Here is a 25,615-nt window from a genome sequence, read left to right as displayed (position 1 = left end):
GACCAGCATTTCGCAGTCCTTCGACTCCCGGGCAGGCTTCGGCGAATCCCCTGCCATTCAGCTGTTGACAACACTCCACAGCGAGCTCAGTCTGGTAATAACTGGTTATGACCAGAAGGTTTGGTAGTGGCAGTGCCCGCCACGGAGAAAAGGCTCGGCGACACGCACAGCTACTGGGAAACAGAGGTCGTCATGGCAATCAACGCACCGGCTGTCGATACCGATGACCGCGAGTTCATGTGCCCCGATATCCACGCCGCCCGGGACGTCGGGCGTACACGCCGACGTGCCGACGCTCTCCTTGCCGGTTGGAAGGTGTCACCGGACGTAGTCGAAGATGCTCTCCTGGTCATCTCCGAACTGGTCACCAATGCTGTCACCCATGCACTGCCACCGGCCGTGCTGAGAGTGACCTGCAGACGCGGCATCCTTCGAATCGAAGTCACCGACGGCGGGCCGATGCGTAAGCAGCGAACCGAAGGGCTGCACGATGAGCACGGCCGCGGCATTTGCATCGTCACCGCCGTCGCAACTCAACATGGCACCGTGGCCCACGCCGGCGGGGTCACCCACTGGGCGGAACTGCACCCTCTGTGGGCAACTCGTCCTCCCGCGGACAGGACCTAGCCGGGCAGAGGCAGGTCGGGTACGGCATCATCGGCCCACGGGCCGAAGTCGGTGGGCAGCCGGGAGATGACCATGGTGAGGCGTTCGACCGCACGGACCGCATCGAGATCGTGGTCGGCCGGCTCGTCCTGCGTATCGCCGTCCTTTGTGCCGTCCGGCTGATCCCTCAGCACGACGAGTACGTCCCTGCCCTGGATCGACCACTCCATCACCCCTGCGGCCAGCATCGCCGCCGTGGTCTCCTCCGTGACCAGCGCCTCGGCGAAGTCCGGCCGCAGGGTGTCGACCTCGACCGTGTGCCGATTGCGTCGGGTGCCCGTGCCGCGCAGCGCGATCCGAATGGACGGGAAGACGATGTCCAAGTGCACGGCGCAGACGGTCACATGAAGCTGCTGCCAGGCCCGGAATGGTGCGAAGGGCACGGGCTCGAAGGCGTCGGCGATCGTGAAGATTACGCGTTGATGGGTGCCGGACATCACGGCGAAGTGGCCACGGAGTTTCGCCTGGGGCGGGTTGTTCAAGAGCTCGGCCGCGTTGGTGGACAGGCGTTGCATGGGGCCGGACGTCCACCGCCCGGCGAGAGCCGGCAGACGGTCTCTGAACGCCCAGCCGCGAGCCTGCGCGAACTCCCGGCGCTGCGCGACGGTGACGGCCTTGGCGGGGCGCCGCAGGAGCTCCGGCACGATGTAGTAGGCCGCGGTCAGAGCGGCGTACTCGGCAACCGCGACCAGCACATGCACCCATTGGGCCGTCCAGCCGACGAAGAAGAGACCGGCCATCCCCAGGAAGTAGGGCGAGTAACTCTGCAGAGGCGTACCCCCGGACCGATGCCGGGAGGTCCACACGGCGAAATCGCGTCCCGGGATCTCCGCGCGGTTGACGGACAAGGCCGTCAGCAGATTGATCAGACCGAGCACCAGGACGATCGGAACCGCGGCAAGGCAGGCGGTCGCCCAGTCGCCGCCGCTCCCGTCGATGATCCAGAACCAGACAGCCAACACGGCGGACAGCAGTGCGATGGGCAGACACCCCAGGCCCGAGTAAGCAATCATCGCCCTCCCCCTTCAGATCGGATGCTGATCCTCGCGCCTGTGAGTTCACATCAGCATCCGTGAATATGCGTAAGCGGACTACGTACACAACTCGTTCGATTGCAGGGCGACAGGTTGGCCGGTCGCGAGCGAGTGGTAGGCGGCCAGAACGATCTGGAGCGTGCGCAGGCCGGACTGCCCGTCAGGTTGAGCCTGTCGGCCGGTGCGGGCGGCCTCGAGGAAGGCTTCGAGCATCGCTTGGTTGAGGTCTTCTCCTCCGGGCTCCCAGCGGGGGCGGGCCTGTGCGGAGTCGAATCCGTCGAGGAGCCGGGGGAAGGCGTCGAACTCGACGACGGCACGGTCGCCGACGCACGTCATGGTCAGGCCGCCCCATGTGGGGTGCTCGGGCGGATGGCTCCAGCTGCAGTCCACGGTGGCGACCACTCCGCTGGGGTATTCGAGGGTGACGATCCCCGCACTTTCGACGCCCGCGGTGTCGCCGTCCGACTGGAGCAGTCTGTTGGCCTGGGCGTACACCCGGGTCGGCTGCTCACCCTCGAGGAGCACATCCAGGAGGTCGGCGATATGCACGGTGTGGTCCGCCACCGCTCCGCCGCCGGAGAGGCCGGGGCGAGCGAACCAGGCGCGCTCCAGGGAAGGGTCGGAGGAGTTGTTGACCCCGCTCACGCTGAGCAGGTTGCCGACGGAGCCGTCGGCCAGTGACTGGCGAAGCGCGGCGAAGGCGGGGCTGAACCTTACGGGGTGGGCCGTCATGAGGCTGACGCCGGCGCGCGTACAGGCGTCGATCATGGCCCGGGCGTCTTCTTCGGTTGTGGCCAGCGGCTTCTCGCACAGGATGTGAGCGCCGGCGGCTGCAGCGCGTTCGACCAGGTGCCGGTGCTTGGCATTCTCACTGGTGATCACGACGGCGTCGGGGCGGAGCGCGAAGACGTCGTCGTAACTGTCCGCGTATGCCACGCCGAGTTCACTGGCGAAGGGTCTGCCGCGGGTGGGATCGTCCGGCGGGCCGTCGGGGTCGCTGGTGATCAGCAGGATGCCGTGCCGGTCTCGCAGCAGTTGAATGTACGCGGTGGCATGCACATGGGCGAAGGACAGTACGGCGACCTTCATGACTTGACTCCTTCGGTGAGCAGGAGGGCCGGAGCGTCGATGTGGACGGCGTTGCCTGTCACCGCGGAAAGGCGGGCGGCTTCGGCAATGCGGACGGCCGCGACGCCGTCCAGGGCGTTCACTCGCGGAGGCGGGCCGCCCTGGAATGCCGCAGCGAACTCGCGGATCTCAACGGCGAAGGGATCCTCGCCGAAGTCACCGGTGGGGATACCTGCTGTTTCTCCGCCGCCCCCACCGGTTACGCGCAACCCGAGATGCGCCTGGGAGTCGTGGAAGATCGTTCCGTTCGATCCCGCGACGTGGAAGGTGTAGCGGAACGGTGTGGCCGGAGGCCCCCAAACGCCGGAGACCTGTGAGATCACGCCGGACGCGTGAGTGAGGGTGGCGCTGCCTGTGGCTACGGCTCCTTCCGGGGCCGGCGCGGTGAGATGGCCTCGCTGCGTGGCATGGATACGGACCACGTCGCCGAAAAGCCAGCGCGCGATGTCCATGTCGTGAAGCATTTGGTCCGTCAGGATTCCGCCGGACTGGGACGTGTCGGCGAACCATGGGCTCCAGGTGGGATACCGGCCGGTGCGGGTGAACCGGGCAACGGCTACCTGTCCCAACTGTCCTGCGCTGATTGCCTCACGGAGCCGCACATAGGCGGGGAAGAACCGCACGACGTGACCGGGGTACAGCCGAACACCGGCTCGCGCGGCCGCCTCGGCGATGTCCTGGGCGTCGCTGGCGCACAGGGCCAGGGGCTTTTCGCACAGGATGTGAGCCCCCGCCCCGGCAGCCTCCAGCGCGATGCCCCTGTGTGTGTTGGTAGGCGTACAGATGTCGACCACTGCGGCGCCGGCGATGGCGTCTTGCAGCGAAGGAGCCGGGGTGGCGCCGAATTCATCGGCCAGAGAGGCCGCTTGACCGTCCATGGCGAAGATCCGGACGCGGGCGCCCAGGCCGGTCCAGGCGGGCAGGTGGGTGCGTGCGATGTAACCGGCACCGATTACTGCAACGTCGAGCTGTGTCATGGCGCTTCGACCTCCTGGTCGTGGCTGGGGTGCAGCTGGTGCTGTTCCTGGCCGAGGGCGGACAGGACTCGGTCGGGAAGGAGATCCGGCAAGGCCCAGCGAGCTCCGACCCGCATGAGCTCGGCTCCGGCGGTAGTGGTCGTCACACCGACGACGTCCCGCACGCCTGCGGCAATGAGTGCGCGGACGCCAGAGGGAGAGTCCTCGAATGCCACGCACTTTTCCGGAGGGACGCGCAGACTGCTGCACGCCTTGAGATACCCCTCGGGCGACGGCTTTCCGTCCGCGACCGCCTCCGCGGAGATCACGACATCCACCAGGTGCCGCACCCCCAGGACGTCCGTCAGGATCCGCTCCGCCCAGACAGCGCCCGCGCTGGTCACCACAGCGATCGGGATGCCCAAGCCGTGCAGCCGGCGAAGCAGGTCCCGGGCGCCCGGCACGACGGGCACGCTACCGACGAGCCGGACCGCGTGCTCGGTCATGATCCCAACAGCGCTGGCCACATCCGAGCCGGACCACGGGCCGGCAACCTCAACGATCACGTCGCTGGGCCTGCGCCCCATGAACAGTTCCTCGTACTCCGTGTCCGCGACGTCAACGCCCCAGGAGTCGAAGAAGAGCTGCCAGCACTGGCGGTGCACGGCTTCGCTCTGTACGAGGGTTCCGTCCATGTCCAGCAGGACGGCGCGGGCCATGGCGAGGACGTCATTGCCGGCCTTCGCGTCGATGCCGGTCATGAGGTGGGCCAGGTGAACAGGATCGAGCCGGCTGTTGCGACCCCCGATTCGGCCCATGGCTTCGCCGAGCCTGGCTCAGAGCCCAGGACGACCACTGGGCACATCGCGGACAGGCCCCTCTCGCGAACAGCGTCAGGGTGAAAGGTGATCACCTGCTGACCTGCTTCGACGCTGTCGCCTTCGCAGACGTGTGCATGAAAGTCCTCACCGTCCAGGCGCACCGTGTCGATGCCCAGGTGCACAAGGACCGCGGTCCCGTCCTCGGCCTGCACCACGAACGCGTGAGGATGCAGCTTCACGATCTTTCCGCTGATGGGAGCCTGCGCAACGCACGGCCCGCCCGTGCGCACCGGGTCCACGGCCAGGCCGGACCCGACGAGCTCGGAGGCGAAGACTTCGTCCGGTACCCGGAGGAGCGGAGTGATCTCTCCGCCCAGGGGCGAGTAGACAGTGCGTGTCACAGGAGTTCCTTGATGTCCTCGGCGAGCGTGTCAGCCTCAGGCCCCACTACGACCTGGACCACATTTCCCGACACGAGGACACCGTGCGCGCCACACCCCTTCAGCGCTGCGACATCCACGGCCTCGCCGTCCCTGACCTCAGTGCGAAGCCGTGTAATGCAGGCCTCTACGTCGAGCAGATTCTCGGCCCCGCCGAGTCCATCGACGATCTGCTGTGCTTTCGACAAGGGAGTTCTCCTCAAGCTTGCTGGTCATAACCAGTTATAACCAGAAGGTACCTCCCGCGGGAGGAGCCGCGCAATACGCGAGGACCCAGATAGCAAGGCATTCATGTCGCGTACATGACAATCAATGCACCAAACAAAAATGCGGAGCCGCCCGCCCGCGGAACGCCAACACCTACTGGTCAGCCCGGTCGCACACCGACCGCAACGGACTTTCTAGCGGTCGGCGAGCGTCATGTGGAGCTGGTACCGGTCGGCACGGAACCAGGAGTACGTGTGCTCGATCGGCTGCTTGCCGCTGTAGGAGGTGCGGTCGAAGGTCATGACCGAACCGCCCTTGCTCATGCCCAGCAGTGTGGAGATCTCGGCGGGCGCGCGGCCGGCCCCCACGATCTGTTCGGCGCGGTCCACCGGGTAGCCGTACTGGACGGCGAGCGTCTCGTAGATCGAAGACGTGAAGTCGACGCTGTCCAAGTCGGGCAGAAGTTCGGCGTCGTACCAGGCGTCATCGACCGAGATCGGCGTGCCATTGGCCAGCCGGAGTCGTCGCACATGCCAGGCATCCTTGTCCGGACCAAGCTCCAGGGCTGTGACCGTGGCGGGCGCGGGTGCGTCCCGTCCAACGGAGAGGATCACGGTGCTCGGCTCGAGCCCCAGCCTGCGCATGTCCTCATGGAAGGACGCCAGGCGCAGCTCGGATCGATAGGCCCGCTCCGCCACGAAGGTACCCCGGCCGTGCACGCGCACCGCGAGGCCTTCGGCCACCAACTGGCTGAGAGCTTCGCGCACCGTTACGCGGCTCACTCCGTGATCGATGCAGAGCTGACGCTCACTGGGAAGGGCATCCCCGGGCGACAGCTGATTCGTGCACATGTCGACCAAAATGGCGCGCAACTGCGCATGCTTGGGCAACATGGCATTCGAGGCGATCTGCTGCGGCTTGGCCATGCCATTCCCACCCTTGATCTCCGATGGCACTCGGCCATCGCTTCTGCAACTGGTAGTAACCAGTATGCACCGTCCACTGCCCCACCGCGCCGCAAGTGCGTCCGCTCCGTGACTTTGCCGTGACAGTTGACACAACTCCTGATGCCGGGCCATGCTGAAACGCAACTGGTCATGACCAGATAGTACCGGTACTGTCCAGTGGTCTTCGGGGATCTCCCGCTCCGGCCGCTTTCGGCCGCTCATCCCGCTCTCTCAGTCCCTCCTGCACATCGAGGTCGTCATGAGTACGAGTTCCACCGCTCCCGCCCGCCGTACTGGCCTGGCGGGACTGCAAAGACTGGGCCGCAGTCTGATGCTGCCCATCGCCACGCTCCCGGCCGCCGGGCTTCTCCTCCGGCTAGGTCAGGACGACGTGCTGGGCCGCTTCTCCGGCATGGAGGAAGCAGCGAAAGTGATATCCGCCGCGGGCGGCGCTCTCTTCACACATCTGCCCCTGATCTTTGCTGTGGGCATCGCCATCGGCTTCGCCAAGAAGGCGGACGGCTCGACAGCTGTGGCCGCGCTCGTGGGCTACCTGGTTCTGGACGGCGTGTTCACCGCCATTTCGCCCTTCGTACTGGAAGGGCAGAAAGACGCGGCAGGAGCGCAGGCCCTGGTCAACTACGGGGTGCTCGGCGGCATCGTGATGGGGTTGCTCTCGGCGTTCCTGTGGCAGCGCTTCTACCGGACCGCATTGCCGCCATACCTCGGCTTCTTCAGTGGCCGCAGGCTGGTGCCGATTCTCACCGCTGTGGCCGCGCTCGTTGTCGGCGTCCTGATGAGCCTGATCTACCCGGTGTTCAACAGCGGCCTCACCTCGGTCGGAAATGGCGTCACGGAGAACAGCGTCATCGGCGGTGGCATCTACGGTGCCGCCAACAGGCTGCTGATCCCTCTCGGCCTGCACCACATTCTGAACTCGCTGGTGTGGTTCATCCTCGGCGACTACGGCAACGCCCACGGCGACCTCAACCGCTTCTTCGCAGGCGACCCCGACGCCGGCATCTTCATGACCGGGTTCTTCCCCATCATGATGTTCGCCCTCCCGGCAGCGGCCCTGGCCATCTGGCGCGAAGCCCGGCCGGAGAAGCGCAAGATCGTGGGCGGCATCATGCTGTCCGGCGCACTCACCAGCTTCCTGACCGGTATCACCGAGCCGCTGGAATTCTCCTTCCTCTTCGTCGCCTGGCCGCTCTTCCTCATCCACGCGGTCCTGACCGGCACTTCACTGGCCCTGGTCAACGCCCTGGGCATCCATGACGGCTTCACCTTCTCCGCAGGCCTCATCGACTACGTCCTCAACTGGGGCAAGGCCACCAACCCCGTGCTGCTCATTCCCATCGGCCTCGCCTACGCCGTCATCTACTACCTGCTGTTCCGGTTCGTCATCCGCCGATGGAACCTGCGCACCCCCGGCCGGGAGGACGAGCCCGCCGAGCCACAGGAAGAGCGCCAGATCCAGGCCGCGGCCTAGCCCCCTCACCGTTCTCTCTCCTTGAAAGGACTCTCTTCATGGCGCAGCGCGTCGTCTTCCTCGGTTCCCGCAGCGGCCTGCACGCCCGGCCTGCCGCGACCTTCTCCAAGGCTGCGGCTCAAGCGGCTGTGCCCGTGACTCTCGCGACTCACGGCAAGGGACCGGTCGCCGCTAGCAGTCTCCTGGGCATCCTGACGCTCGGAGTGCAGTTCGGGGAGCAGGTCACTCTCACCGCGGAAGGCGACGGCGCTGAGTCCGTACTGGACCACCTGGCCGAGATGCTGAGCTCGGAGCTGGACGCGTGACCGCGACCACCACCACGACGGGCTACGGCGTGAGCCCTGGTCTGGCATGCGCCCCGCTGATGCGCATGACACTTCCAGTGACCACGGATCCCGACCAGCTGCCCGGCATTGACCACGATCACGAAGTCCAGCGCGTACGGCAGGCCATGGCCGAAGTCGCCGACCAGCTGACCCGCGCGGGCACCAGCGGGACCGCGGGCACCATCATGGAAGCCGGCGCGGCCATTGCCCAGGACCCCGAACTCGTCAAGGCCGCGGCCAGACACATCGCCCAGGGCGTGCCCACCGCGCACAGTGTGACTCTCGCCATCGACGGCTACTGCCGCCAACTGGAAGCGCTCGGCGGTTACATGGCCGAGCGCGTGGCCGACCTGCGCGACATCCGCAACCGGGCGGTGGCAGTCCTGCTGGAGGTCCCCATGCCCGGAATTCCGCAGCCGGGCCACCCCTTCATCCTGACCGCCGAGGATCTCTCGCCGGCGGACACGGCAAACCTCGCCACCAGTGAGGTCGTAGGACTGCTCACCGAGAAGGGAGGACCCACCAGTCACACCGCCATCCTGGCAAGGAGCCTGGGCCTGCCCGCCGTGGTGGGCTGCGCCGAAGCATCCACGCTGCCCGACGGCGCACCCGTCATACTCGACGGCTCCGCGGGCACCGTTGAAGTACATCCTGCACCCGCCCGACGGCGCGAGGCGCAAGGCCGGATGCGGGCCCAGGCAGCGCGCCGATGGCGTACCAACGGACCGGGCAAGACCGCAGACGGCCACCCCGTCGCGCTCCTCAGCAACATCGGCACACTCGCCGACGCAACGCAGGCAGCGGCCGAAGACAGTGAGGGCGTGGGCCTCTTCCGCACCGAGTTCATGTTCCTCGGCCGGCGCGAGGCACCGACCCTCGACGAACAGGTCGAGGCCTACACCCGGGCCTTCACTCCCTTCGCAGGGCGCACCATCACCGTGCGCACTCTCGACGCCGGCTCGGACAAACCGCTGCCGTTCCTCGGACTGCCCCGGGAGGAAAACCCGGCTCTGGGCATACGCGGACTGCGTGTCGCCGCCTGCCTTCCCGCAACACTGGAAACCCAGCTCAAGGCACTGGTACTGGCCCAGCGGCAGGTCGGTGCACAGATGCGGGTCATGGCCCCGATGGTCTCCACCGCCCAGGAAGCCGAACACTTCGCCGGCCTGGCCCGCAGCCACGGAGTCACCGGCGTCGGCGTGATGATCGAAGTGCCCGCAGCAGCTCTGCGGGCACGAGACCTCCTGCGCCACGTCGACTTCGTCAGCATCGGCACCAACGATCTGGCTCAGTACACACTGGCCGCCGACCGAACCGCTCACGCTCTCGCCACGCTTCTCGATCCGTGGCAGCCCGCCCTGCTCGACCTGATCGCGCAGGTGTGCGCCGCGTCGGCCGAACTCGATCGCCCCGTCGGAGTGTGCGGAGAAGCCGCGAGCGATCCGCTACTGGCAGCCGTCCTGACCGGCTTCGGCGTGACCGGCCTTTCCATGGCGGCCCGCTCCATCCCTCCCGTACGGGACCGGATCGCCGGCCTCACGCGTGAGCAGTGCCGACAGGTGGCCGCCGCCGCACTCAGGGCCCACAGCCCCGAAGCCGCCCGGAACACCGTCCAGGACGCCGTCCACGAAATGATCAAGAACGGCTCATGACTACTTCTCCGCCGTCCCGGACTGCACCCACCAGCCGCTGCTCGCTGTCCCCCTTCGCACGGCACGAGCCGGCATCACAGAGGTACTGATGGATCAGCACGCGAGCGTGGTCGCCGTCGATCTCGGCGGCACCACCATCAAGGCGGCCCGACTCGACCGACAGGGGGGAGTCGAGGAGACCCTGAGGCTCCCCACCCCCGTTCAACAAGGCCCCCCGGCAATTATTGACGCCGTCACGGCCGCCGCCGGCGCACTCACACGAGTCGACACGAAAGCAGTCGGAATCTGCGCCCCGGGCCTTGTCAACAGCACTACCGGCATTGTGCACTTCGCACCGAATCTGGGTCTTCGTGATGTTGCTCTCGCCCGCGCTGTCCAGGAACAACTCGCCGTCCCGGTCACCCTGCAGCACGACGTACGGGCCGCATGTCTCGCGGAACTCCGTCTCGGCCACGCGGCCGGGATCGACGAAGTGCTCGTTGTCGTACTGGGCACCGGCGTCGCCGCCGGCATCGTCACCGCCGGAAAGATCGTGCACGGCGCCCAAGGAATCGCGGGAGAATTCGGGCACATCCCGGTGTTCGCCGACGGCGAGCCATGCGCATGCGGGCAGCGGGGCTGCGTCGAAGCCTATGCCGCTGCCGGCGCACTGGTGCGCCGCTACCGAGAAGCCGGGGGAACCGCGGACGGCGCGGCCGATGTGGTCGCCCAACTGGGCAGCCACGAAGCGGCAGACCGCATCTGGACGGAAGGCATGAACGCTCTGGGGCGCGCTCTGGTCACCTCGACTGTTCTGCTTGATCACCAACTCATCGTGCTGGCCGGAGGAATGACAGGAGCGGGCAACCACCTTCTGGAACCAGTGCGGCGCACGCTGCAGGGCGGGCTTGCCTGGCGCTCAGCACCCCCCGTACACATATCCGCCCTAGGGGCGAGTGCCGGACTCTTCGGAGCCGCCCTCCACGCCCTCGACACCTTCGAACCGGCCGGAAGCACAGAGCACTGGCACAGGCTTGCGGCGCTGCCACGGATCTCATGAGGACGTGATTCTTCGATGCGGTTCCGCACCAGGGCACGACAGTCCCGTCCCAGGCTCCAGCCGGAACTCGACGACACCGAGCTCGCACGAGCCATCGCGCACGTGGAAGCCCAGATAGCGGCCCAGGGTGACAACCTGGCCGAGTCCAACGACCGAGGCGCTCTCACCTACCCCATAGAGCAGGTGCTACGGGAAGCTGGAGAAGACTGGGACAGACGTACCCACAGACTCGGCGTTCTCGCCAACATGCCGGACGCCGTCGTCCTCGCCGACCAATGGCGATCCCGCCAGCCCGGCAACGGGGACGCCATCCTCTTCCACGCCTGGGCCCAGCTCGCCACGGCACGCGCAAACGGATCACTCCCGGACGCGGAAGCCGTCATCGGCATCAGTCATCGTGCCGCCGACCTCCTCCCCACGGACCCAGCGCCCTGGGTGGCCATCCTTGGCTGCTGCCGGATCCTGCGAACATCCATGCACCAAACACAACCAGCCTGGCGTGAGGTCATGGCACGGCACCCCTGGAACCGCGAAGCACACCTGCAGATGCTCCGCTACTGCTCTCCCGAGGAGTGCGGGTCGAACGTCCTCACCGTCCAGTTCGTCGACGCCGTCGTAGCCTCTGCGCCACCCGGATCCCCCATAGCCTCTCTGGAGCTCGCTGCGAGTCTGGCCCGCTACCAACGAACCGTGGACATGGGCGGAGTGATAGCGCTCACCGCACGGCGACACTGGGATGAGCACCGTGAGCGCTCCCTCCTCGACCACGCGCTGACGAGCTGGCTGAGTCCCGGATTCCTGCGTCATGCAGCAGCTCTCGCGGATTTGAATCTGCTCGCGTTCGTGCTGACGAAAGCCAACCGGCTGACGGACGCGAAGGAGGTCTTCCGTTCAATAGGAACCACGGTCACGGCTTGGCCCTGGGAAGTTGACGGTGTGCCACTTGAGGCATTCATCGAATGTCGCAGTCGTGCTTGCCGCTGATACCCCTCGTCCGGGGTGCCCGCCGCGTCCGGTTGCCCGAGGGCGGCGTCCGCACCGGCGATGAACCGCACGGTCTCATCGTCGCCACTCCGGCGCCATCACCGCGCGAACCGGTCCTGCAGGTGTCAGACTCGAAGAACGGCAATCGGGGGGCAAGCCGACACTCAGCTTCTGCCACCGTCAGTGAGGGCCTGCGTCATGACCTGGGCATCGTGGACGACCACCGGAATCTACGCAGGAGCCGGTGGCGTCCTCACCGAAGAGGTCGGTGTGATCAGCGGTGACCTGACCGTCCACACCACCTGGTCCGAGAACCAGGCCCAGATCGCCGTTCAGTTCAGCGGCGCCTCGGACTGGTACACCATGGCCGGCAGCCCCGTCCCGTGCCCCTCCGAAGAGGCCAGCCGCACCCTCCACCAGTCCGTCGTGGAGGCGGTGCGTGCCGGAGCGGGAGCCTCCCCGGTCTCCGTCGACCAGGGCATGGCTCCGCCGGCCTGAGCCGCGAGGACGGCGCCGCATCCCGAACCGTCACCGTCCGCCACGCGGCCCAAGGTGTCAGGCGTTTTCCCCCGCGACCACCTTGACTGTCGAATACTTGCGCCGCAGCTCCTTCAGCGGCTGGTACTCCGCGGAGTCCCAGAATCTCTGGAGCACCGCCTTGGACTCGAACTGATGGATGACCAACGTGGCCGGGTGCCAGTCCCCCTCGAGAACCAGGGCGTTGCCGTCGATCAGCAGGTTTCGGCCGCCGGCCTTGTCGATGAGAGGTGTCACCCCGTCGATGTACTCCTGGAAGCCCTCCGGGTCGGCGATATTGAGGTCGATGACGACGTAAGCGGTCATGGCCGGTTTCCTCCATGTGTGCGTGCCGGTGTGTTGTCATCGACCGTACGGAGGGTGCAGCGGGCTTTCCTATGCGTGGGAGGCGCGAGAAAATACGCCATCGTCCCGATGCACGGCTTCACGATAGGTTCTGCGCCATGGACGTATTCAGCGACGTCATCGCCACCATGCGGATCGGCCGGGCGAAGTTCACCCACTCGCGACGTGGCGGGCAGTGGGGCAATCGATTCGGCCCGTACCCCGGCGCGGGATTCCACATCGTGCTGAGGGGCAGCTGCTGGATGCTTTCGCCGGACGGCTCGCCAAGGCTGCTCACCGCAGGTGATGTGGTGTTCCTGCCGCATGGGGCGATGCACGGCATGAGCAGCAGCCCGGACCGTGTACCCGCAGAACTGCCGCCCGAGCCGGAAGCCCGCAGGCAGGACAGCTTCGTCGGCGACGGGGAGCACGAGTCCGCACCCGGTGAAGCGCTCCTGCTGTGCGGTGCCTACCGGCTCGACCGAGGGCAGGTGCACCCGTTCCTGCGCGCGCTCCCCGAGGTCATCCACATCCCCGCCCGGCCGGGCCACCACCCCGCCCTTCGCGCAGCCGTCGACCTGCTGGGCGCCGACCTCACGGACGCCCGACCGGGAGCAGACGCTGCCCTGCCCGCTCTGCTGGACCTGCTCCTGGTCTACCTGCTGCGCGCATGGCTGGACGAAGAGGCCTCTCGCCGGTCCGGCTCCGGCTGGTGCGCGGCGCTCACCGATCCGGCCGTCGCAGCCGCGCTCAATCACATCCACCGGCAGCCCGCACGGCCTTGGACGGTGCAGGAACTGGGCAACGAAGTCGGGATGTCCAGAACGGCCTTCGCCAGACGGTTCACCTCATTCGTCGGGCAGTCGCCGATGGCCTACCTGGCCTGGTGGCGGCTGAGTACCGCTGCACGCATCCTGCGGGACGGCGACGCACCCCTCGCCACCGTGGCCCAACAGGTCGGCTACACCTCGGAATTCGCCTTCGCCAATGCCTTCAAGCGCACGTTCGGAGTCGCCCCCGGCCGCTTCCGACGAGAGCACCGTGCGGCCCTCGTATCCGTTCCCTGACGGTGCAACAGCATCTAACGGTGCATCAACCGCCTGAAGCAGTTGCCTCTGGTCCGCGCGGTGATCCGAATGAACGCCCCTCGCCCATTCGCCGTCCTTCCCGTGTTTCCTTCACCGAGACGGTCTCCGCTCCGGTGACCTGCGTAAATGATCAAGCGAGACCAGCCGCTTCGCCTGCCCGGGTGACACATAAGTCGAATGTCATGTTGCGGTGGTGACGGACTGTCGGTTGCCTCATGAACGGAGCACAGCAGAGGCGCCGCGCAGACAGGCCGGACACTGCTCCGTTGGAGGATCATCATGCGTAACACACGTGCTGGTGTAGGTATCGGCCTGGTTCTCGGTGCCCTCTGTCTGTCGGCCCCGGCCGCCCTCGCCGATGACGCAGGCATCCACATCCGCCCGGGGAACGTCTCACCGGGCTCCAAGGTCACCGTCAGTACCAAGGCCTGCGGCCCGGACGTGACCTACGGCAAGGGCGAGTCGGAGGCGGGAGGGGCGTTCCACCTCTTCGAGGGTGACAGTAAAGGTGTGCTCACCGGGGAGTTCGAGGTCCCCGAAGGGACCGAGCCGGGCAGCGACAAAGTCACCGTGAAGTGCCCGCCTCGGATCAAGATCACCGATACGTACAAGGTCAGCGACCACGAGCCGAGGGGCGCGGTAGACGCCGGCTTCGGCCCGGCCACGGACAGAGGTACGCAGTTCGCCCTGGGCGGTGTGCTGCTCGCCGGAGCCGCCGCCGGAGGTGTGGTCAGGAGGCGCCGCCGCCTGAGCGGCACGCGAACCTGACCGCCCGCCTCCCGCCACACCGGCCCCCGGACACCGCATCGATCCGGGGGCCGCGAGGGCCCCACTCCACCCGCTGCGAAAGCAGAGGCTCAACCGCGATGGAAACAGGGCACAAGACCAGGGCTTCTTCCCCACAGTCGTCCAGCCTTTCAGTCAGGTTTCTGGCCTGCGCACTGATGGCCGGTACCGTGCTGGTGATCAGCGGGGCACGCGACGAGCAGCCACCGCAGCCTTCGGCGGCCCAGGCCTTCTCCACTTCCGTACGCCCCGCTCCGAGCGGCACCGCCTCAGCCACGCCCTCCGCCGTCCGGCCGCTGCCCCCGTCGGATCCGGTCAGGCTGCGGGTCCCCGCCATCGGCGTGAACGCCCCCGTGACAAGACTGGGCCTCGACGCGACGGGGGCGCTGCGGCCGCCGCCCGCCGACAAGCCCATGCTTGCCGGCTGGTACGGCGATGGCACGGCTCCCGGCTCGGTCGGGACAGCCGTCACCGCCGGGCACGTGGACACGCCCACCGGCCCCGGCGTCTTCCACGACCTCGGAGCCCTGACCAAGGGCGACACCATCGAGATCAGCCGGGCAGACAAGCGCACGGCCGTGTTCGCCGTTGACGCCGTGGAGGTCTACGACAAGAAGAAATTCCCGGACGAGAAGGTCTACGGCAGCTCCGACCGGCCCGAACTGCGGGTGATCACCTGCGGCGGCGGCTACTCCAAGCGCACCGGCTACAAGGGCAACGTCGTGGTCTACGCGACGCTGACCGCGGTGAAACAGCCCATCGCGCCACCCGGCGGAATCCGCCGGTGACCTGAGCCGGCCGGACAGGTCCTAATTGCGGGCCGGCGCGAGCACCCGTCGCTCGAAGGCCGTGAACGCGGCCTCCTGCCGCCATTCCACCGCCGCCTTCGGGCTGGCCGCGAGGAACGCCGCGCAGCTGGGCCCCGGTTCGCGCTGCCCGGGACGTCCGGCAAGGCACTCGCGCACCGGCCGGTAGCCGTCCACAGTGCGCCACAGGCTGCGGCCCGGCAGGAAGGCGTACTCGAGGGAGGCGCGGGCCAGGTCCTTCAGGTCCCGGTAGGACAGGTCGTACGTCTGGGCCGCGCGTCGGTACTCGTCGCTGATGGTGATCCGGGAGACCCCCGCGTCATCGGTGGCGAGTACGACGGGCACACCGCGCTCCCGGTACAGCGGGAAGGGGTGCTCGGGGCCGGAGATGCCGAGGATCTGGTCATTGCTGCTGAGCGGGACCTCTACGGCGATACGGCGCTCGGCCATGGTCCTCAGCAGTTCGTCCGCCGCGTCCTCGTGCCGGATGTCGACGCCGTGGCCGATGCGCTCGGCGTGTGCGACGTTCACCGCCTCGCGGATATGGAAGCGCAGGTCCTCGGGCTTGACCAGGCCGGGGGCCAGTTCGCCGGCGTGCAGGGTGATGTGTGCCCGCGGGTAGACACGGTGCAGATGGGCGAGCATCCGCATGTGAAGGCTGTAGTCCCGCAGGGAGACGGCTCCGTCCTCGGGCTGGACCAGGTTCACCGCAGCGAACCGCGGGTCGCGTTCGGCCAGTTCCATGGCCAGCACCATCTGGGTGAAGACCCGTTCGGGGGTGCTGTTCCGCAAGACGTGCGAGATGAACCGGAAGGGCACCGCGCAGCCCGGGTCCGGCGTTGGGCTGTCGCAGTGGGCGGTGGCGCGGAATGCCGCGAGGCCCTGGTCGGCTTCGGTCCGTGCCCGGCGCACGACTTGGTCCACGGCACCGTCGGCGAGCAGCTTCTGGTGCATCCGGGGCAGGCTCGCGTCGTAGCCGACCCGGTCGGCGAGCGCGTTGGCCCCGTGGTCGTTGGGGGTGACCATCAGTTCTTGGTAGAACTGCTTCTGACGGGCAGCCGTGTTCGACACCTCGGCCATCATCTCCCCGGGATGGCGCTGGGCCACCTCCGAGAACTTGCCGAAGGTGGCGAAGAAGTGGTCGTGTCCGGACTCCTCGCCCGGCGTGAAGTCCTGCATCGACCAGGCCCGCAGTACCTGCTGTCGGAACGCGGCGTCGGTACGCATCTCGACGGCGGGCCGGCTGTCCGCCGGGCACGGCGGCGGGAGGGCCCGCTGAGTGCCGTTCTCGATGCACAGTCCATCCGCCGTCGCCAGGTTCATCAGCAGCTCGGTCGATGCCGCACCGGCGAGGTGGCTGTGCAGGTCACCGCCCTTGGGCAACTCGTGGAAGAAGGAGGCCAGCGCTTCGGGTTGGTCGCGGATGCTGTCCAGGTACGCCGATACGCGGCGCTCGACGGCGGGTGGCGGGGCCACCTCCGCATCGGCGCCGGCGTCGGCGGCGGCCGACTGCGCGGCGAGCAGCGTCAGCGCCAGGGCGAACAGCATCGTCGGACGGTTCCGTGCGGTGCCGCGATTCTTGTTGATCATGCTGGCATCGTGGCCATCCCCGTCGACGACTGACGAAGTGACAGGCCGTGATCACCTGAAGGGGCGAGTGGCTACGCGCCCACCAGCAAGGTGGCAAGCTCCGCCAGGTCTGCCGCGGTGCCGTGATCGTGTACATGTCCCGTACGTCGACACCCGCCACCCGGTCCGCCTCGCTCGTGACAGCACACCTGGCATTGCGTGCTCATGGAGCCGCTGCGGTCCGGCCACGCGCAGTCGCCCCGGACCCGGCGTCCCCGGGCACCACTCCCGTCTCCGCCGGTACGCTGATACGCCTATGCCCCACCTCCCCCACACCCACCCCCATCGCAGGCGGCCCCGCCAAATCGCCCTCGCCGTCGGCACGGCCGCCGTGAGCCTCGTCGGGTGTGCCGCCGATACCGGGGCGCGGGACGGGGGCGTCGCGCCGCGGGTGTCGCCGCCCGTCCGTTCTTCGCCGCTGTGGCCGCAGTACGCCCCGCCCACCCCGCCCGCGAACGAGCCCACCGCCCCCGACCGCCAGTATCTGAGCATCAAGGGTGTCCAGGTGGGCGCGGGCGGGCTGAAGCAGATACCCGTGAAGGAGCTGCTGGAGAAGGACCCGAACGTGCCCCAGCTCGTAAGGGAAGCCATGCAGAACTGTCCCGGCCCGGTGTGCGGTCTGCGTGCGCCCGTATACCGGGATCTGACCGGGGACGGGCGGGACGAGCTGATCGTCGCGCTGGATGAGCCGAAGGCCGGGCTGACGCTGATTCAGGTGTACCGGGCCTTCGGTACCGCCGTGCGGCCGGTGTTGATCAGTTGGGGCCCCTTCGGGCTCACCGGTGAGACCTTCGGACACGATCTGGTCCTTGCGTCGACCGGCAACGACGGCCGCTTCACGACGCGTTACCGGTGGGACGGCAACGTACTCACCGCAGCCGTCCCACAGGACCAGACCGGTGACCGGGCTCCGTCCGCCGCCGGGTCGAGTCCGCTGCCGAGCCCCCGGACCAGGACGGACCAATGACCAGTGCCCCAGCCATGCCCGGCAGTGTCACCGAGGCTCATCTGTTGCTCGTCGAGGACGACGAGGTCATCCGTAACACCGTCCGTATGCTCCTCGAGCGTTACGGCTTCACCGTCTCCACCGCGGCCGACGGGCTGTCCGGTCTGGAGCTCTTCCGCGAGCGGCGCCCGGATCTGCTGCTCCTCGACGTCATGCTCCCCGAGCTCGACGGCATCGGACTGTGCCGCCGTATCCGCGAGCTGAGCCTGGCACCCATCCTGATGATGTCCGCACGCGGCGACTCCCTCGACGTCGTATCAGGGCTGGAGGCCGGCGCCGACGACTACGTCATCAAACCCTGCGAGAGCGCGGTACTCGTCGCCCGCATCCGCTCCCTGCTGCGTCGCGCTTCCTTCACCCCCTCGCCCGCGGGCGGCGCTGCCGATGCGGCCACCCGCATCACCTTCGGGGACCTCACCGTCGACACCCGTGGCATGGAAGTACACCGCGCCGGACAGCCGGTCGCCCTCACCCCGACCGAACTGCGGATGCTGCTCGAATTCGCCGCATCGCCCGGCGTCGTACTGGAGCGCCGGACCCTGCTCAGCCGGGTGTGGGACCACGCCTGGCACGGCGACACCCGCGTCGTCGATCTGCATGTGCAGCGTCTGCGGGCGAAGATCGGCGCCGAACGGATCGAAACGGTCCGCGGTTTCGGCTACAAGCTGCGGCGCTGACCATGCCGCTGAGATGGCGCATCGCCGCCCTCGTCGCCGTGGCCATCTGCGCGGTTGTCGCCGCCGTGGGCCTACTCGTCCACCATGCCTCGCGCGACCGGGAACTGACGCAGGCCCGTGAGGCGGCCCGTACGACGCTCGACCGGGCTGCCGTCACCTATGCCCGCTCCGGCACTGTCCAGGGCACCGGCGCCAGTCTCGACGCCCCCGGGGTACCCGCGGGGCTGCGCGACCTCGCGGCCCGCGGCCATCAAGGAACGGAGTACGCCACCGATCCCGACGGGCCTGCGATGTGGGCCGCCCGGCCCGCGGGCGGGCAAGTGCTGTCCGTACGCATCGACATGACCACCACGCTGCGCGACATCAGCGCTCTCGACACGAGCATCGCCTGGGCCGGAGCGCTCACTACTGCGGCCGTGCTGCCGCTCGGCGTGCTCAGCGCCGGGCGGATGAGCCGCCGACTGCGCAGTGCGGCGGGAACCGCACGGCGCATCGCCGGCGGGGACCTCGATGCCCGGATCGAGGCCGCGCCGCGTCCCCGTGACGAGATCGCCGAAATCTCCGCGGCTGTCGACACCATGGCCGCCGCACTGCAGCAACGCCTGCGCAGCGAGCAGCGGTTCACCGCCGACGTTGCGCATGAACTGCGTACCCCCCTGATGGGCCTGGTCACCGCCGCCGAACTGCTCCCCGAGGGGGAGGCGGCCGGATATGTGCGCAACCGGGTACGCGTCCTGGCCGCCCTCGTCGAAGACCTCCTCGAAATCTCCCGGCTCGACGCCGGGGCAGAGGAGGCTGAACTCTCCCCCAGCCACCTCGGTCACCTGGTCGAAGACATCACCGCCCGCACCGGCCTTTCCATACAACTCGTCGTCAAGAACGCGCAGGACTGGGCGGACCGGGAGGAAGGGAAAAGAGGTGAGGTGTGGACCGATTCCCGTCGGCTGGAACGCATCCTCGCCAACCTGATCGTCAACGCGCACCGGCACGGCCGCGCGCCCGTCACGGTCACGGTGGCGGGCGACGACAGGACCGTGACCGTCCGTGACCACGGCACCGGCTACCCGGACAGCGTGCTGCGCGACGGTCCGCAGCGCTTCCGCACCGGCGCCCGGGAACGCGGCACAGGCCATGGGCTCGGACTGACCATCGCCATCGGCCAGGCCCAAGTCATCGGTGCGGCACTGGAGTTCGCCAATGCGCCCGATGGCGGCGCGCAGGCAACCCTCCGCCTCCCCGACGCGGAGCCGCCGATACACGGCTGATACATCTCCGAGGCACAGCCGATGTCTCCCTTTGCGTTTACAAAGATCTCCGGCGCTGAGGATGGCGCCATGCGTACCAGGTGGAGTCCGGACCGGACCTCGGGGCGGCAGAAGGCGAGCGAGGTCAGCAGCGAGGCAGGTGCGTCCAGAGGGGCGAGAGGGGCACACCGCCAGACCCGTGCCTGGCGGCCACGGCGCAAGGTCGGCAAGCGGACTGGGACAGGCCGCTTCCGCCGTTTCCTCACCTGGAAGAAAGCACTCGCCTGCGTCGTCACCCTGATCGTCCTGCTCGCCGGAGGCTTCACCGTCCTCTACGTCTCCATCGACATCCCCCAGGCCAATGAACTGGCCAAGGCGCAGAGCAATGTCTATCTGTACAGCGACGGCACCCGCCTCGCCCGCACCGGGGAGATCAACCGGGAGACCGTCCCGCTGGGCAGGGTGCCCAAGGACGTCCAGCACGCCTTCGTCGCCGCGGAGAACAAGGACTTCTACAGCGACTCCGGCGTCTCGCTGTCCGGCACCGCCCGCGGCATCCTGAGCACACTCACCGGCAAGGGCAAACAGGGTGGTTCGACCATCACCCAGCAGTACGTCAAGAACTACTACCTCAGCCAGGAGCAGACCGTCACCCGCAAGGTCAAAGAACTGGTCATCTCCCTCAAGGTCGACCGGCAGAACTCCAAGGACGACATCCTCGCCGGGTACCTGAACAGCAGTTACTACGGGCGACTCGCCTACGGGGTCCAGGCCGCGGCCCGCGCGTACTACCACCGGGAAGTCGAGGAGCTGAGCGTCGAACAGGGCGCGTATCTTGCCGCGTTGCTGCAGGCGCCCAGCCAGTACGACTGGGCCATCGCCGGCCCCGAGGGCAAACGGCTGGTCACGGAGCGCTGGAATTACGTACTCGACAACATGGTCGATGAGGGCTGGCTCGACAGGGACGCTCGGCAGCGGATGAAGTTCCCCGAGCCGGTGGCGCCCAAGCCGGGCGCCGGGCTGTCCGGCCAGTCGGGCTATCTCGTGGACGCCGCCAGGCGCGAGCTGATGGCCTCCGGGGTCAGCGAGCAGGAGCTGGCGGGCGGCGGCTGGCGTATCACTCTTAACATCGATCCGGACAAACAGCGGGCCCTGGAGCAGGCTGCCACGGCGGGACTCGGCGAAGGCGCGGACGCAGGTACAGGTGCGGACTCGGACGGGGACGCGGACAAAGCCTCCGGGGAAGCGGCCGCCGACGGCAATCGGCAGGCCGGAGCCGTTTCGGTGGACCCCAGGTCCGGTCGTATCGTCGCGCTCTACGGAGGCCGCGACTACACCCGCCACTATCTCAGCAACGCCACCCGCTCCGACTACCAGGCAGGTCCCACCTTCGAACCCGTCGCCGTGGCCGCATCCATGGAGGTCAAGACCCAGGACAAGGATCAGTACGGCACCGAGCACATCGAAGAGATCTCCACCGCGCTCGGACTGGATGTGGACAAGGGCGACTTCGCCTCACCAGAGGCGACGTCGCTGGGGTTGATGGGAGCCAGCCCGCTGGAACTGGCCGGTGTCTACTCCTCCTTCCACCACGAGGGCAGGAAGGTCACCCCCTCGATCCTGAAGTCCGCGCAGCGCGACGGAGAAAGCACACATCTGCGGGGAGCGATCGGCGGTCAGGCGATCGACCCCAGGACCGCCGACCTGGTCAAATCGTATCTGAGCGGCGGCGTCGGCCGACGCGGGATCGACGGCCCTTTGACGCCCGGCGTCAGCGAGCAGGCCGTCACCACGACATCGGGTCGCACCGACGACAGGAAGGCCGAGTGGTTCATCGGCTCCACGAACGACCTCGTCACCGCGATCGGCCTCTTCGGCGAGGACGCCACCACGCACAAGCAGGTCACCCTCAAGAACATCGGCGACGGCTACCCCGCTCAGATCTGGTCCGGATACACCAAGCGGGGCCTGCACGATGGGCAGCCCGTGCCCACGCCCGATGCCACGGGCTGAGGCGGCGGCACGACGGACGGCGACGAGCCGCGCCGACGATGACGCCGTTGGACGGGCCGACGCCGGAAAACCGCGATGAACAGCATCATTGATCCAAGCCGGTGATTTCGGCGGCGTGGCGGAACACGTCGACGAGCATGGGGAAGGTGAGCAGCCCGGTGAATGTGTTGCGCTGGCTCGGGTGGTAGCAGCCGAGAAGATACAGCTCCCGGCGCTCCCCGCGGCCGGGAAGTGTCACCTGGGCGCCGTGCGCGAACACGGGCCGGGGTCGCGGCAGTTGCCACCCCGCCTCGCTGAGGACGGGCAGCAGCGCCTGCCAGCCGAAGGCGCCCAGGACGACCACCGCGCGCAGGGTTGGGCTGAGCAGCTCCAGCTCCCTCGCCAGCCACGGCCGGCAGGCGTCCCGCTCGGCCGGGGTCGGCTTGTTCTGCGGTGGAGCGCAGTGGACGGGTGCCGTGACCCGTACTCCGCGCAGCTTCAGCCCGTCGCCGCGGTGTGTGGAGTCCGGCCGGGAAGCGAGGCCGGCGGCGTGCAGCGCGGCGAAGAGGATGTCGCCCGACGCGTCCCCGGTGAACATCCGGCCGGTCCGGTTGCCGCCGTGCGCCGCGGGCGCGAGTCCGACCACGGCCAGCGCCGCGTCCGGCGGCCCGAATCCGGGGACTGGCCTTCCCCAGTACTCCCAGTCCCGGAAGGCGGCGCGTTTCGTTTCGGCGACCTCCTCCCGCCAGGCCACCAGCCGGGGGCAGGCCCGGCACTGGGCCACCTGGGCGTCCAGCTCGCCGAGTTCCCGGCAGCGCGGTGCGCTGCGCGCGGGAAAGTCACCGTCGTCAGGACTCGGTGGTGGCTGTGCCACTTCGCCTCCCTCGCTGTGTCGAGGTGTTCTTCGGCTTCCCCAGCATCCGGGGTCGTCAGGCGGCGAAGCCGAGGTTTGTCACGTACTCGTACTTCCCCCAGTCGGAGCCGAGGTCGGCGATCTGGTCGATCCACGCGTCGTCCAGGGCCTCGAAGTCGCCCGCCGACCATGCTCGGACGATGGCGTCCCAGTGGCGGATGTTGAGGGTGCGGAAGCCCAGCACCCGCTGGTGCGGGCGAGCCACCTGGGACTGGTTGAGCGGGTGGAGCTCCACCCTTGTGCCACCGCGCGAGTTGAGGCGCCCCAGGAGGTGGCGGGCCACGTTCCTGCGCCGGACTGCCCAGTACGCCGTGTCGATACGTTCGAGGTTCGCCCTGGACGGACTGCGCTTGCCGGACAGCCAGGCCCTGACGGTGCGGTCGGTGGCGGTCAGGCCCGCCTCGCGCGCCGCGTTGAGCGCATGGGCGGTCTTCGTCAGATAGTGCAGGCGCGCCAGCAGGCCTCGCTTCGACGTCACGGGCGAGGCGATGCCCTCGACCAGGCGGTCGAGCTGACGCGCGGCGGCTTCCGAGCCCTTGATGCCGCGGGCGCCGTAGTGCCCGAAATCGTGCGTGCGCTCAGGCATTTACCGCGCCTCCCCTGCATCCTCGTCCACGGCGGCACTGGCCTCATAGACGTCCTTGACCTTCACCTCTGCAACGCCGCGGCCCTCCGGGAAGACACTCCGCCAGTCCCCGAGCACATGCAATTCGTCGGTGCCCATGGCCCGGACCACCGCGAGACCTTCGTCGTGCGCCTTGTACGCCTTCATCCAGAGGTTGGCGAACGCCTGGGAGCGGATGATGTGCATCCAGTCCGGCCGGTACAACTCCCGGTTGTAGTTCGACTCCCCCATCGTGGAGACGAACTTGGAGTACATCGCCTTTACGTATTCCAGCGTTACGTCGTCGTTCTCCTCGATTGCCTTTTCACGGGCGTCACGCAGCACACCGCGGAATTTCTCGAGTAGGTTCTCCGTGGCCCCGGACGTGAACGACTCGTGGATGACGGGCGGTTCGCACAATCCGTACCTCGCCGTCGAAAGGCGCAGCAGAAGGCGGAGTGTCGGCTCGCTCACCCACAGCGGGCCCGGCTCGTCGCGTGCGCCGATGGGATTCGGGAGCACGTCCTCGTACTCCCAGTCGGGCGGGGTGATCAGGTGCACTCCGGCGCGGCGCCGGTCGTGGTGATTTCCGGAGGAATGCTCGAGCTCGCCGAGCGGCAAATGTGTCTTCAAAGCGGACAGATAGGCGCCGTTGATGTCCAGAGCGGTGATCTCGTGCCGTCCGGGCGGTAGTTCGGGCCGCGTCCACTTGGGGCGGGCCTCCCAGATCTCGTCGGCACCCTTCGCGGTCTTCTTGCGGAGGATGTCGGGGATCCAGGGGTGCCCGATGATGTCGTAACGCGCGCCCTTCCGGCATGCGTCCAGCAGGCTCATCGCGTCCGGGATCGCACGGCGCACCAGGGCTGCCGTGGCCGCCTCCAGATCGCCACCGTGCTTCTCCAGCGCCGCGCGGACCGCGTCGCCGATCACGTCGGGCATGTCGGAGGTGCTCTGGAACGCCCGCCGTGTGGAAGGTTTTTCGGGTCGGGCGGCGACAGGGACCGGCGCCGGCGAAGGCGCGGCTTGTGGGATCGCAGCCTGTGGGATCGCGCTCGCGCACTCGGCCGGATCGAGATGCTGCGGGAAGCCCGCGACCTGATGCGTCGCGGGCCCGCCGCACAGCACACACGCCGCCGGCCGGGCCAGAAGCTCGACGTCATCGCCTACGGGTTCCGCGGCGGGAGTCGTTGCCGCCGACTCACGCTCCGCCACGGTGGCCTCAGGTGCCTCCGGCTCCGGCTCCGGCTCCGGCTCCGGCTCCGGCTCCGGCTTCGGCTCGAGTTTCGCCCGTAGCCCTTCGAGGAGGTACGCGTACTTGGCCCGCACCTCCCCGGTCGGCTCACGGCCGGACTCCCAGCCGCCGACCGTCTTCGGGTTGACCCCGAGAGCTCGCGCCACGTCCGCCTGGGAAAGCTTCAGGGCCAGGCGCAACGCGCGGCGTTCGTCCGCGGACGGCAGTTCGGCGTCCACGCGCACGGATGCGAGCAGCGCATCGACCGACTCGAAATCCGTCACCGTCCCACCGCCCTCGGAGCCCGTGCCGTTTCCGTACGCGCGCTGCGCAGGCGGGCTGCGGGCAGCAACTCGCAGGCGCGGGTGGGTCCGGCCAGCAGTTCCAGGGTGGGAAGGCCGAAGTGCGCGGCCAGCAGGTCGCAGTCGTCCAGCGTCCATGCCGTACGGCCGGACTGGCGGCGGGAGATCTGCGTCTGCGTCAGGCCGAGGGGGCCTGCCAGGTCGTTCTGGGAGTCCCCGGTGGCCTGCATCAGGGCCGCGACGGTGAGCCGCAGTGTCTCCCTCAGCGTCATCGGCATATGCGGACTCTATCAATCTCAGGCACTGAACAGCCGGATTATGCACAGCCCGCATGAGAGACCGTCGAGCTACACGAGGGCTCCCACGGCCACGGCCGCGGTGGCGAAGCCGTGATCCTGGTCAGCGGCCCGCCGCCGACGCCGATCGCGCCGATGAGACGGCCGTCGCGGTGGACGGGGATGCCGCCGGCGATGAAGAGCAGCGGCTTGTCGAGGGCGGTCGGCAGGGTGTGGAAGAGGCCGCCGGGCTGGACCGCGTCGACGAGGTCGGCGGTCGGGGCGTTCAACTGGAGCGCGGTGTACGCCTTGCGGGTGCTGGTCTCGCCCGCGATGAGCACAGCCCGGTCGTCGCAGCGGAAGGCCAGCAGGTGACCGCCCGCGTCCAGGACGGTGACGGCGGCGCTGACCTCGGCGGCGCGGCGGGCGGTGTCCACGAGGGCCTCCGCAAGCTTGCACAATAATTGCAGACGCCATTACTTGCAAGCGCTCCCTATCTGGCGAGTCTC

At 68.2% G+C, this 25,615-nt stretch carries 27 protein-coding genes and 1 pseudogene; 14 read left to right on the top strand and 14 right to left on the bottom strand.

All coding sequences use genetic code 11. The annotated features are described in order from the left end of the window. Nucleotides 1-126 precede the first annotated feature (126 nt). Nucleotides 127-627 carry an ATP-binding protein gene (locus tag ACH492_RS32415; protein WP_398991794.1) on the top strand — a complete coding sequence of 167 codons (501 nt, stop codon included), beginning with the start codon at nt 127-129 and terminating at the stop codon, nt 625-627. On the opposite strand, the gene ACH492_RS32410 is transcribed toward ACH492_RS32415, so the two are convergent. The 7 genes from ACH492_RS32410 to ACH492_RS32380 form a co-directional block, all read right to left on the bottom strand. Then, nucleotides 624-1,679, bottom strand: coding sequence for a hypothetical protein (locus tag ACH492_RS32410; protein ID WP_398991792.1), 1,056 nt, complete (start codon nt 1,677-1,679; stop codon nt 624-626). The genes ACH492_RS32415 and ACH492_RS32410 overlap by 4 nt on opposite strands. 78 nt (nt 1,680-1,757) lie before the next feature. Beyond that, nucleotides 1,758-2,789 carry a Gfo/Idh/MocA family protein gene (locus tag ACH492_RS32405; RefSeq protein WP_398991790.1) on the bottom strand — a complete coding sequence of 344 codons (1,032 nt, stop codon included), beginning with the start codon at nt 2,787-2,789 and terminating at the stop codon, nt 1,758-1,760. Next, entirely contained in the window at nt 2,786-3,805 is a 1,020-nt protein-coding gene (locus ACH492_RS32400; RefSeq protein ID WP_398991789.1) for a Gfo/Idh/MocA family protein, read from the bottom strand. The genes ACH492_RS32405 and ACH492_RS32400 overlap by 4 nt, the downstream gene beginning before the upstream one ends. Next, nucleotides 3,802-4,545 carry an HAD family hydrolase gene (locus tag ACH492_RS32395; RefSeq protein WP_398991787.1) on the bottom strand — a complete coding sequence of 248 codons (744 nt, stop codon included), beginning with the start codon at nt 4,543-4,545 and terminating at the stop codon, nt 3,802-3,804. Before ACH492_RS32395 ends, ACH492_RS32400 begins: the two co-directional genes overlap by 4 nt. Next, nucleotides 4,542-5,006: a PTS glucose transporter subunit IIA gene (locus ACH492_RS32390; RefSeq protein ID WP_398991785.1), complete on the bottom strand. Its 465-nt coding sequence runs from the start codon at nt 5,004-5,006 to the stop codon at nt 4,542-4,544. Before ACH492_RS32390 ends, ACH492_RS32395 begins: the two co-directional genes overlap by 4 nt. Then, nucleotides 5,003-5,233: a PTS transporter subunit EIIB gene (locus tag ACH492_RS32385; RefSeq protein ID WP_398991783.1), complete on the bottom strand. Its 231-nt coding sequence runs from the start codon at nt 5,231-5,233 to the stop codon at nt 5,003-5,005. The genes ACH492_RS32390 and ACH492_RS32385 overlap by 4 nt, the downstream gene beginning before the upstream one ends. A gap of 213 nt (nt 5,234-5,446) precedes the next feature. Further along, nucleotides 5,447-6,178 (bottom strand): GntR family transcriptional regulator, encoded by a 732-nt coding sequence (locus ACH492_RS32380; protein ID WP_398991781.1) that lies wholly within the window; start codon nt 6,176-6,178, stop codon nt 5,447-5,449. A 280-nt stretch (nt 6,179-6,458) separates the two neighbouring features. On the opposite strand from ACH492_RS32380, the gene ACH492_RS32375 reads away from it, so the two are divergent. The 6 genes from ACH492_RS32375 (at nt 6,459) to ACH492_RS32350 (ending at nt 12,190) form a co-directional block, all read left to right on the top strand. Next, complete coding sequence (locus tag ACH492_RS32375) at nt 6,459-7,691, top strand: PTS transporter subunit EIIC (protein WP_398991779.1); 1,233 nt, start codon at nt 6,459-6,461, stop codon at nt 7,689-7,691. A gap of 38 nt (nt 7,692-7,729) precedes the next feature. Beyond that, nucleotides 7,730-7,996, top strand: a complete 267-nt coding sequence (locus tag ACH492_RS32370) for an HPr family phosphocarrier protein (RefSeq protein ID WP_398991778.1) — start codon at nt 7,730-7,732, stop codon at nt 7,994-7,996. Beyond that, nucleotides 7,993-9,669: a phosphoenolpyruvate--protein phosphotransferase gene (ptsP, locus tag ACH492_RS32365; RefSeq protein ID WP_398991776.1), complete on the top strand. Its 1,677-nt coding sequence runs from the start codon at nt 7,993-7,995 to the stop codon at nt 9,667-9,669. Before ACH492_RS32370 ends, ptsP begins: the two co-directional genes overlap by 4 nt. 88 nt (nt 9,670-9,757) lie before the next feature. Continuing rightward, nucleotides 9,758-10,708 (top strand): ROK family protein, encoded by a 951-nt coding sequence (locus ACH492_RS32360; protein WP_398991774.1) that lies wholly within the window; start codon nt 9,758-9,760, stop codon nt 10,706-10,708. A gap of 15 nt (nt 10,709-10,723) precedes the next feature. Further along, nucleotides 10,724-11,692: a hypothetical protein gene (locus tag ACH492_RS32355; RefSeq protein WP_398991772.1), complete on the top strand. Its 969-nt coding sequence runs from the start codon at nt 10,724-10,726 to the stop codon at nt 11,690-11,692. 198 nt (nt 11,693-11,890) lie between these two features. Then, nucleotides 11,891-12,190, top strand: coding sequence for a hypothetical protein (locus ACH492_RS32350; protein WP_398991770.1), 300 nt, complete (start codon nt 11,891-11,893; stop codon nt 12,188-12,190). A 57-nt stretch (nt 12,191-12,247) separates the two neighbouring features. Here ACH492_RS32350 and ACH492_RS32345 read toward each other — a convergent pair whose 3' ends face one another. Next, nucleotides 12,248-12,535, bottom strand: coding sequence for a DUF1330 domain-containing protein (locus ACH492_RS32345; protein ID WP_398991768.1), 288 nt, complete (start codon nt 12,533-12,535; stop codon nt 12,248-12,250). Nucleotides 12,536-12,672: 137 nt separating this feature from the next. On the opposite strand from ACH492_RS32345, the gene ACH492_RS32340 reads away from it, so the two are divergent. The 3 genes from ACH492_RS32340 to ACH492_RS32330 all read left to right on the top strand — a co-directional run bounded on the left by ACH492_RS32340 (nt 12,673) and on the right by ACH492_RS32330 (nt 15,215). After that, nucleotides 12,673-13,620 carry an AraC family transcriptional regulator gene (locus tag ACH492_RS32340; protein WP_398991766.1) on the top strand — a complete coding sequence of 316 codons (948 nt, stop codon included), beginning with the start codon at nt 12,673-12,675 and terminating at the stop codon, nt 13,618-13,620. A gap of 300 nt (nt 13,621-13,920) precedes the next feature. After that, nucleotides 13,921-14,409 (top strand): sortase, encoded by a 489-nt coding sequence (locus ACH492_RS32335; RefSeq protein WP_398991764.1) that lies wholly within the window; start codon nt 13,921-13,923, stop codon nt 14,407-14,409. A 176-nt stretch (nt 14,410-14,585) separates the two neighbouring features. Next, nucleotides 14,586-15,215, top strand: coding sequence for a class F sortase (locus tag ACH492_RS32330; protein WP_398991762.1), 630 nt, complete (start codon nt 14,586-14,588; stop codon nt 15,213-15,215). A gap of 21 nt (nt 15,216-15,236) precedes the next feature. Here the strand turns inward: ACH492_RS32330 and ACH492_RS32325 are convergent, their stop codons facing one another. Further along, on the bottom strand, nt 15,237-16,823 hold the full coding sequence (locus ACH492_RS32325) for an adenosine deaminase (protein WP_398991760.1): 1,587 nt from the start codon (nt 16,821-16,823) through the stop codon (nt 15,237-15,239). 295 nt (nt 16,824-17,118) lie between these two features. Between ACH492_RS32325 and ACH492_RS32320 the strand changes: the two genes are divergently transcribed. The 4 genes from ACH492_RS32320 to ACH492_RS32305 all read left to right on the top strand — a co-directional run bounded on the left by ACH492_RS32320 (nt 17,119) and on the right by ACH492_RS32305 (nt 21,802). After that, nucleotides 17,119-17,829: a hypothetical protein gene (locus ACH492_RS32320; protein ID WP_398991758.1), complete on the top strand. Its 711-nt coding sequence runs from the start codon at nt 17,119-17,121 to the stop codon at nt 17,827-17,829. After that, nucleotides 17,826-18,545, top strand: coding sequence for a two-component system response regulator CseB (gene cseB, locus ACH492_RS32315; protein WP_398991756.1), 720 nt, complete (start codon nt 17,826-17,828; stop codon nt 18,543-18,545). The genes ACH492_RS32320 and cseB overlap by 4 nt, the downstream gene beginning before the upstream one ends. 2 nt (nt 18,546-18,547) lie before the next feature. Then, nucleotides 18,548-19,810 carry an ATP-binding protein gene (locus ACH492_RS32310; RefSeq protein ID WP_398991754.1) on the top strand — a complete coding sequence of 421 codons (1,263 nt, stop codon included), beginning with the start codon at nt 18,548-18,550 and terminating at the stop codon, nt 19,808-19,810. A 69-nt stretch (nt 19,811-19,879) separates the two neighbouring features. Continuing rightward, nucleotides 19,880-21,802 (top strand): transglycosylase domain-containing protein, encoded by a 1,923-nt coding sequence (locus ACH492_RS32305; RefSeq protein WP_398991752.1) that lies wholly within the window; start codon nt 19,880-19,882, stop codon nt 21,800-21,802. 85 nt (nt 21,803-21,887) lie between these two features. On the opposite strand, the gene ACH492_RS32300 is transcribed toward ACH492_RS32305, so the two are convergent. The 5 genes and pseudogenes from ACH492_RS32300 to ACH492_RS32280 form a co-directional block, all read right to left on the bottom strand. After that, complete coding sequence (locus tag ACH492_RS32300) at nt 21,888-22,655, bottom strand: uracil-DNA glycosylase (RefSeq protein WP_398991750.1); 768 nt, start codon at nt 22,653-22,655, stop codon at nt 21,888-21,890. 55 nt (nt 22,656-22,710) lie between these two features. Beyond that, the gene (locus tag ACH492_RS32295) at nt 22,711-23,280 is read right to left on the bottom strand and encodes a transcriptional regulator (RefSeq protein WP_398991747.1); all 570 of its coding nucleotides are present in this window, start codon (nt 23,278-23,280) and stop codon (nt 22,711-22,713) included. Continuing rightward, on the bottom strand, nt 23,281-24,813 hold the full coding sequence (locus ACH492_RS32290) for a helix-turn-helix domain-containing protein (protein ID WP_398991746.1): 1,533 nt from the start codon (nt 24,811-24,813) through the stop codon (nt 23,281-23,283). Beyond that, a complete protein-coding gene (locus tag ACH492_RS32285; protein WP_398991744.1) occupies nt 24,810-25,109 on the bottom strand; it encodes a helix-turn-helix domain-containing protein in 300 nt (99 codons plus the stop codon). Before ACH492_RS32285 ends, ACH492_RS32290 begins: the two co-directional genes overlap by 4 nt. Before the next feature lie 69 nt (nt 25,110-25,178). Next, nucleotides 25,179-25,576 (bottom strand): annotated as a pseudogene (locus tag ACH492_RS32280) (heme-binding protein). Nucleotides 25,577-25,615 lie beyond the last annotated feature (39 nt).

The sequence above is a fragment of the Streptomyces sp. NPDC019443 genome, from assembly GCF_044389785.1.
In the GTDB taxonomy this organism is placed as follows: Bacteria; Actinomycetota; Actinomycetes; order Streptomycetales; family Streptomycetaceae; genus Streptomyces.
The sequence above is the reverse complement of the archived record's forward strand: the minus strand, read 5'-3'. Positions and strand labels throughout refer to the sequence as shown.

Coding starts and splice junctions, on each gene's coding strand:
- ACH492_RS32410 (WP_398991792.1), bottom strand. CDS start 1,679: ATGATTGCTTACTCGGGCCTGGGGTGTCTGCCCATCGCACTGCTGTCC.
- ACH492_RS32405 (WP_398991790.1), bottom strand. CDS start 2,789: ATGAAGGTCGCCGTACTGTCCTTCGCCCATGTGCATGCCACCGCGTAC.
- ACH492_RS32400 (WP_398991789.1), bottom strand. CDS start 3,805: ATGACACAGCTCGACGTTGCAGTAATCGGTGCCGGTTACATCGCACGC.
- ACH492_RS32395 (WP_398991787.1), bottom strand. CDS start 4,545: ATGACCGGCATCGACGCGAAGGCCGGCAATGACGTCCTCGCCATGGCC.
- ACH492_RS32380 (WP_398991781.1), bottom strand. CDS start 6,178: ATGGCCAAGCCGCAGCAGATCGCCTCGAATGCCATGTTGCCCAAGCAT.
- ACH492_RS32375 (WP_398991779.1), top strand. CDS start 6,459: ATGAGTACGAGTTCCACCGCTCCCGCCCGCCGTACTGGCCTGGCGGGA.
- ACH492_RS32370 (WP_398991778.1), top strand. CDS start 7,730: ATGGCGCAGCGCGTCGTCTTCCTCGGTTCCCGCAGCGGCCTGCACGCC.
- ACH492_RS32360 (WP_398991774.1), top strand. CDS start 9,758: ATGGATCAGCACGCGAGCGTGGTCGCCGTCGATCTCGGCGGCACCACC.
- ACH492_RS32355 (WP_398991772.1), top strand. CDS start 10,724: ATGCGGTTCCGCACCAGGGCACGACAGTCCCGTCCCAGGCTCCAGCCG.
- ACH492_RS32350 (WP_398991770.1), top strand. CDS start 11,891: ATGACCTGGGCATCGTGGACGACCACCGGAATCTACGCAGGAGCCGGT.
- ACH492_RS32345 (WP_398991768.1), bottom strand. CDS start 12,535: ATGACCGCTTACGTCGTCATCGACCTCAATATCGCCGACCCGGAGGGC.
- ACH492_RS32340 (WP_398991766.1), top strand. CDS start 12,673: ATGGACGTATTCAGCGACGTCATCGCCACCATGCGGATCGGCCGGGCG.
- ACH492_RS32335 (WP_398991764.1), top strand. CDS start 13,921: ATGCGTAACACACGTGCTGGTGTAGGTATCGGCCTGGTTCTCGGTGCC.
- ACH492_RS32330 (WP_398991762.1), top strand. CDS start 14,586: ATGGCCGGTACCGTGCTGGTGATCAGCGGGGCACGCGACGAGCAGCCA.
- ACH492_RS32325 (WP_398991760.1), bottom strand. CDS start 16,823: ATGATCAACAAGAATCGCGGCACCGCACGGAACCGTCCGACGATGCTG.
- ACH492_RS32320 (WP_398991758.1), top strand. CDS start 17,119: ATGCCCCACCTCCCCCACACCCACCCCCATCGCAGGCGGCCCCGCCAA.
- cseB (WP_398991756.1), top strand. CDS start 17,826: ATGACCAGTGCCCCAGCCATGCCCGGCAGTGTCACCGAGGCTCATCTG.
- ACH492_RS32310 (WP_398991754.1), top strand. CDS start 18,548: ATGCCGCTGAGATGGCGCATCGCCGCCCTCGTCGCCGTGGCCATCTGC.
- ACH492_RS32305 (WP_398991752.1), top strand. CDS start 19,880: ATGCGTACCAGGTGGAGTCCGGACCGGACCTCGGGGCGGCAGAAGGCG.
- ACH492_RS32295 (WP_398991747.1), bottom strand. CDS start 23,280: ATGCCTGAGCGCACGCACGATTTCGGGCACTACGGCGCCCGCGGCATC.
- ACH492_RS32285 (WP_398991744.1), bottom strand. CDS start 25,109: ATGCCGATGACGCTGAGGGAGACACTGCGGCTCACCGTCGCGGCCCTG.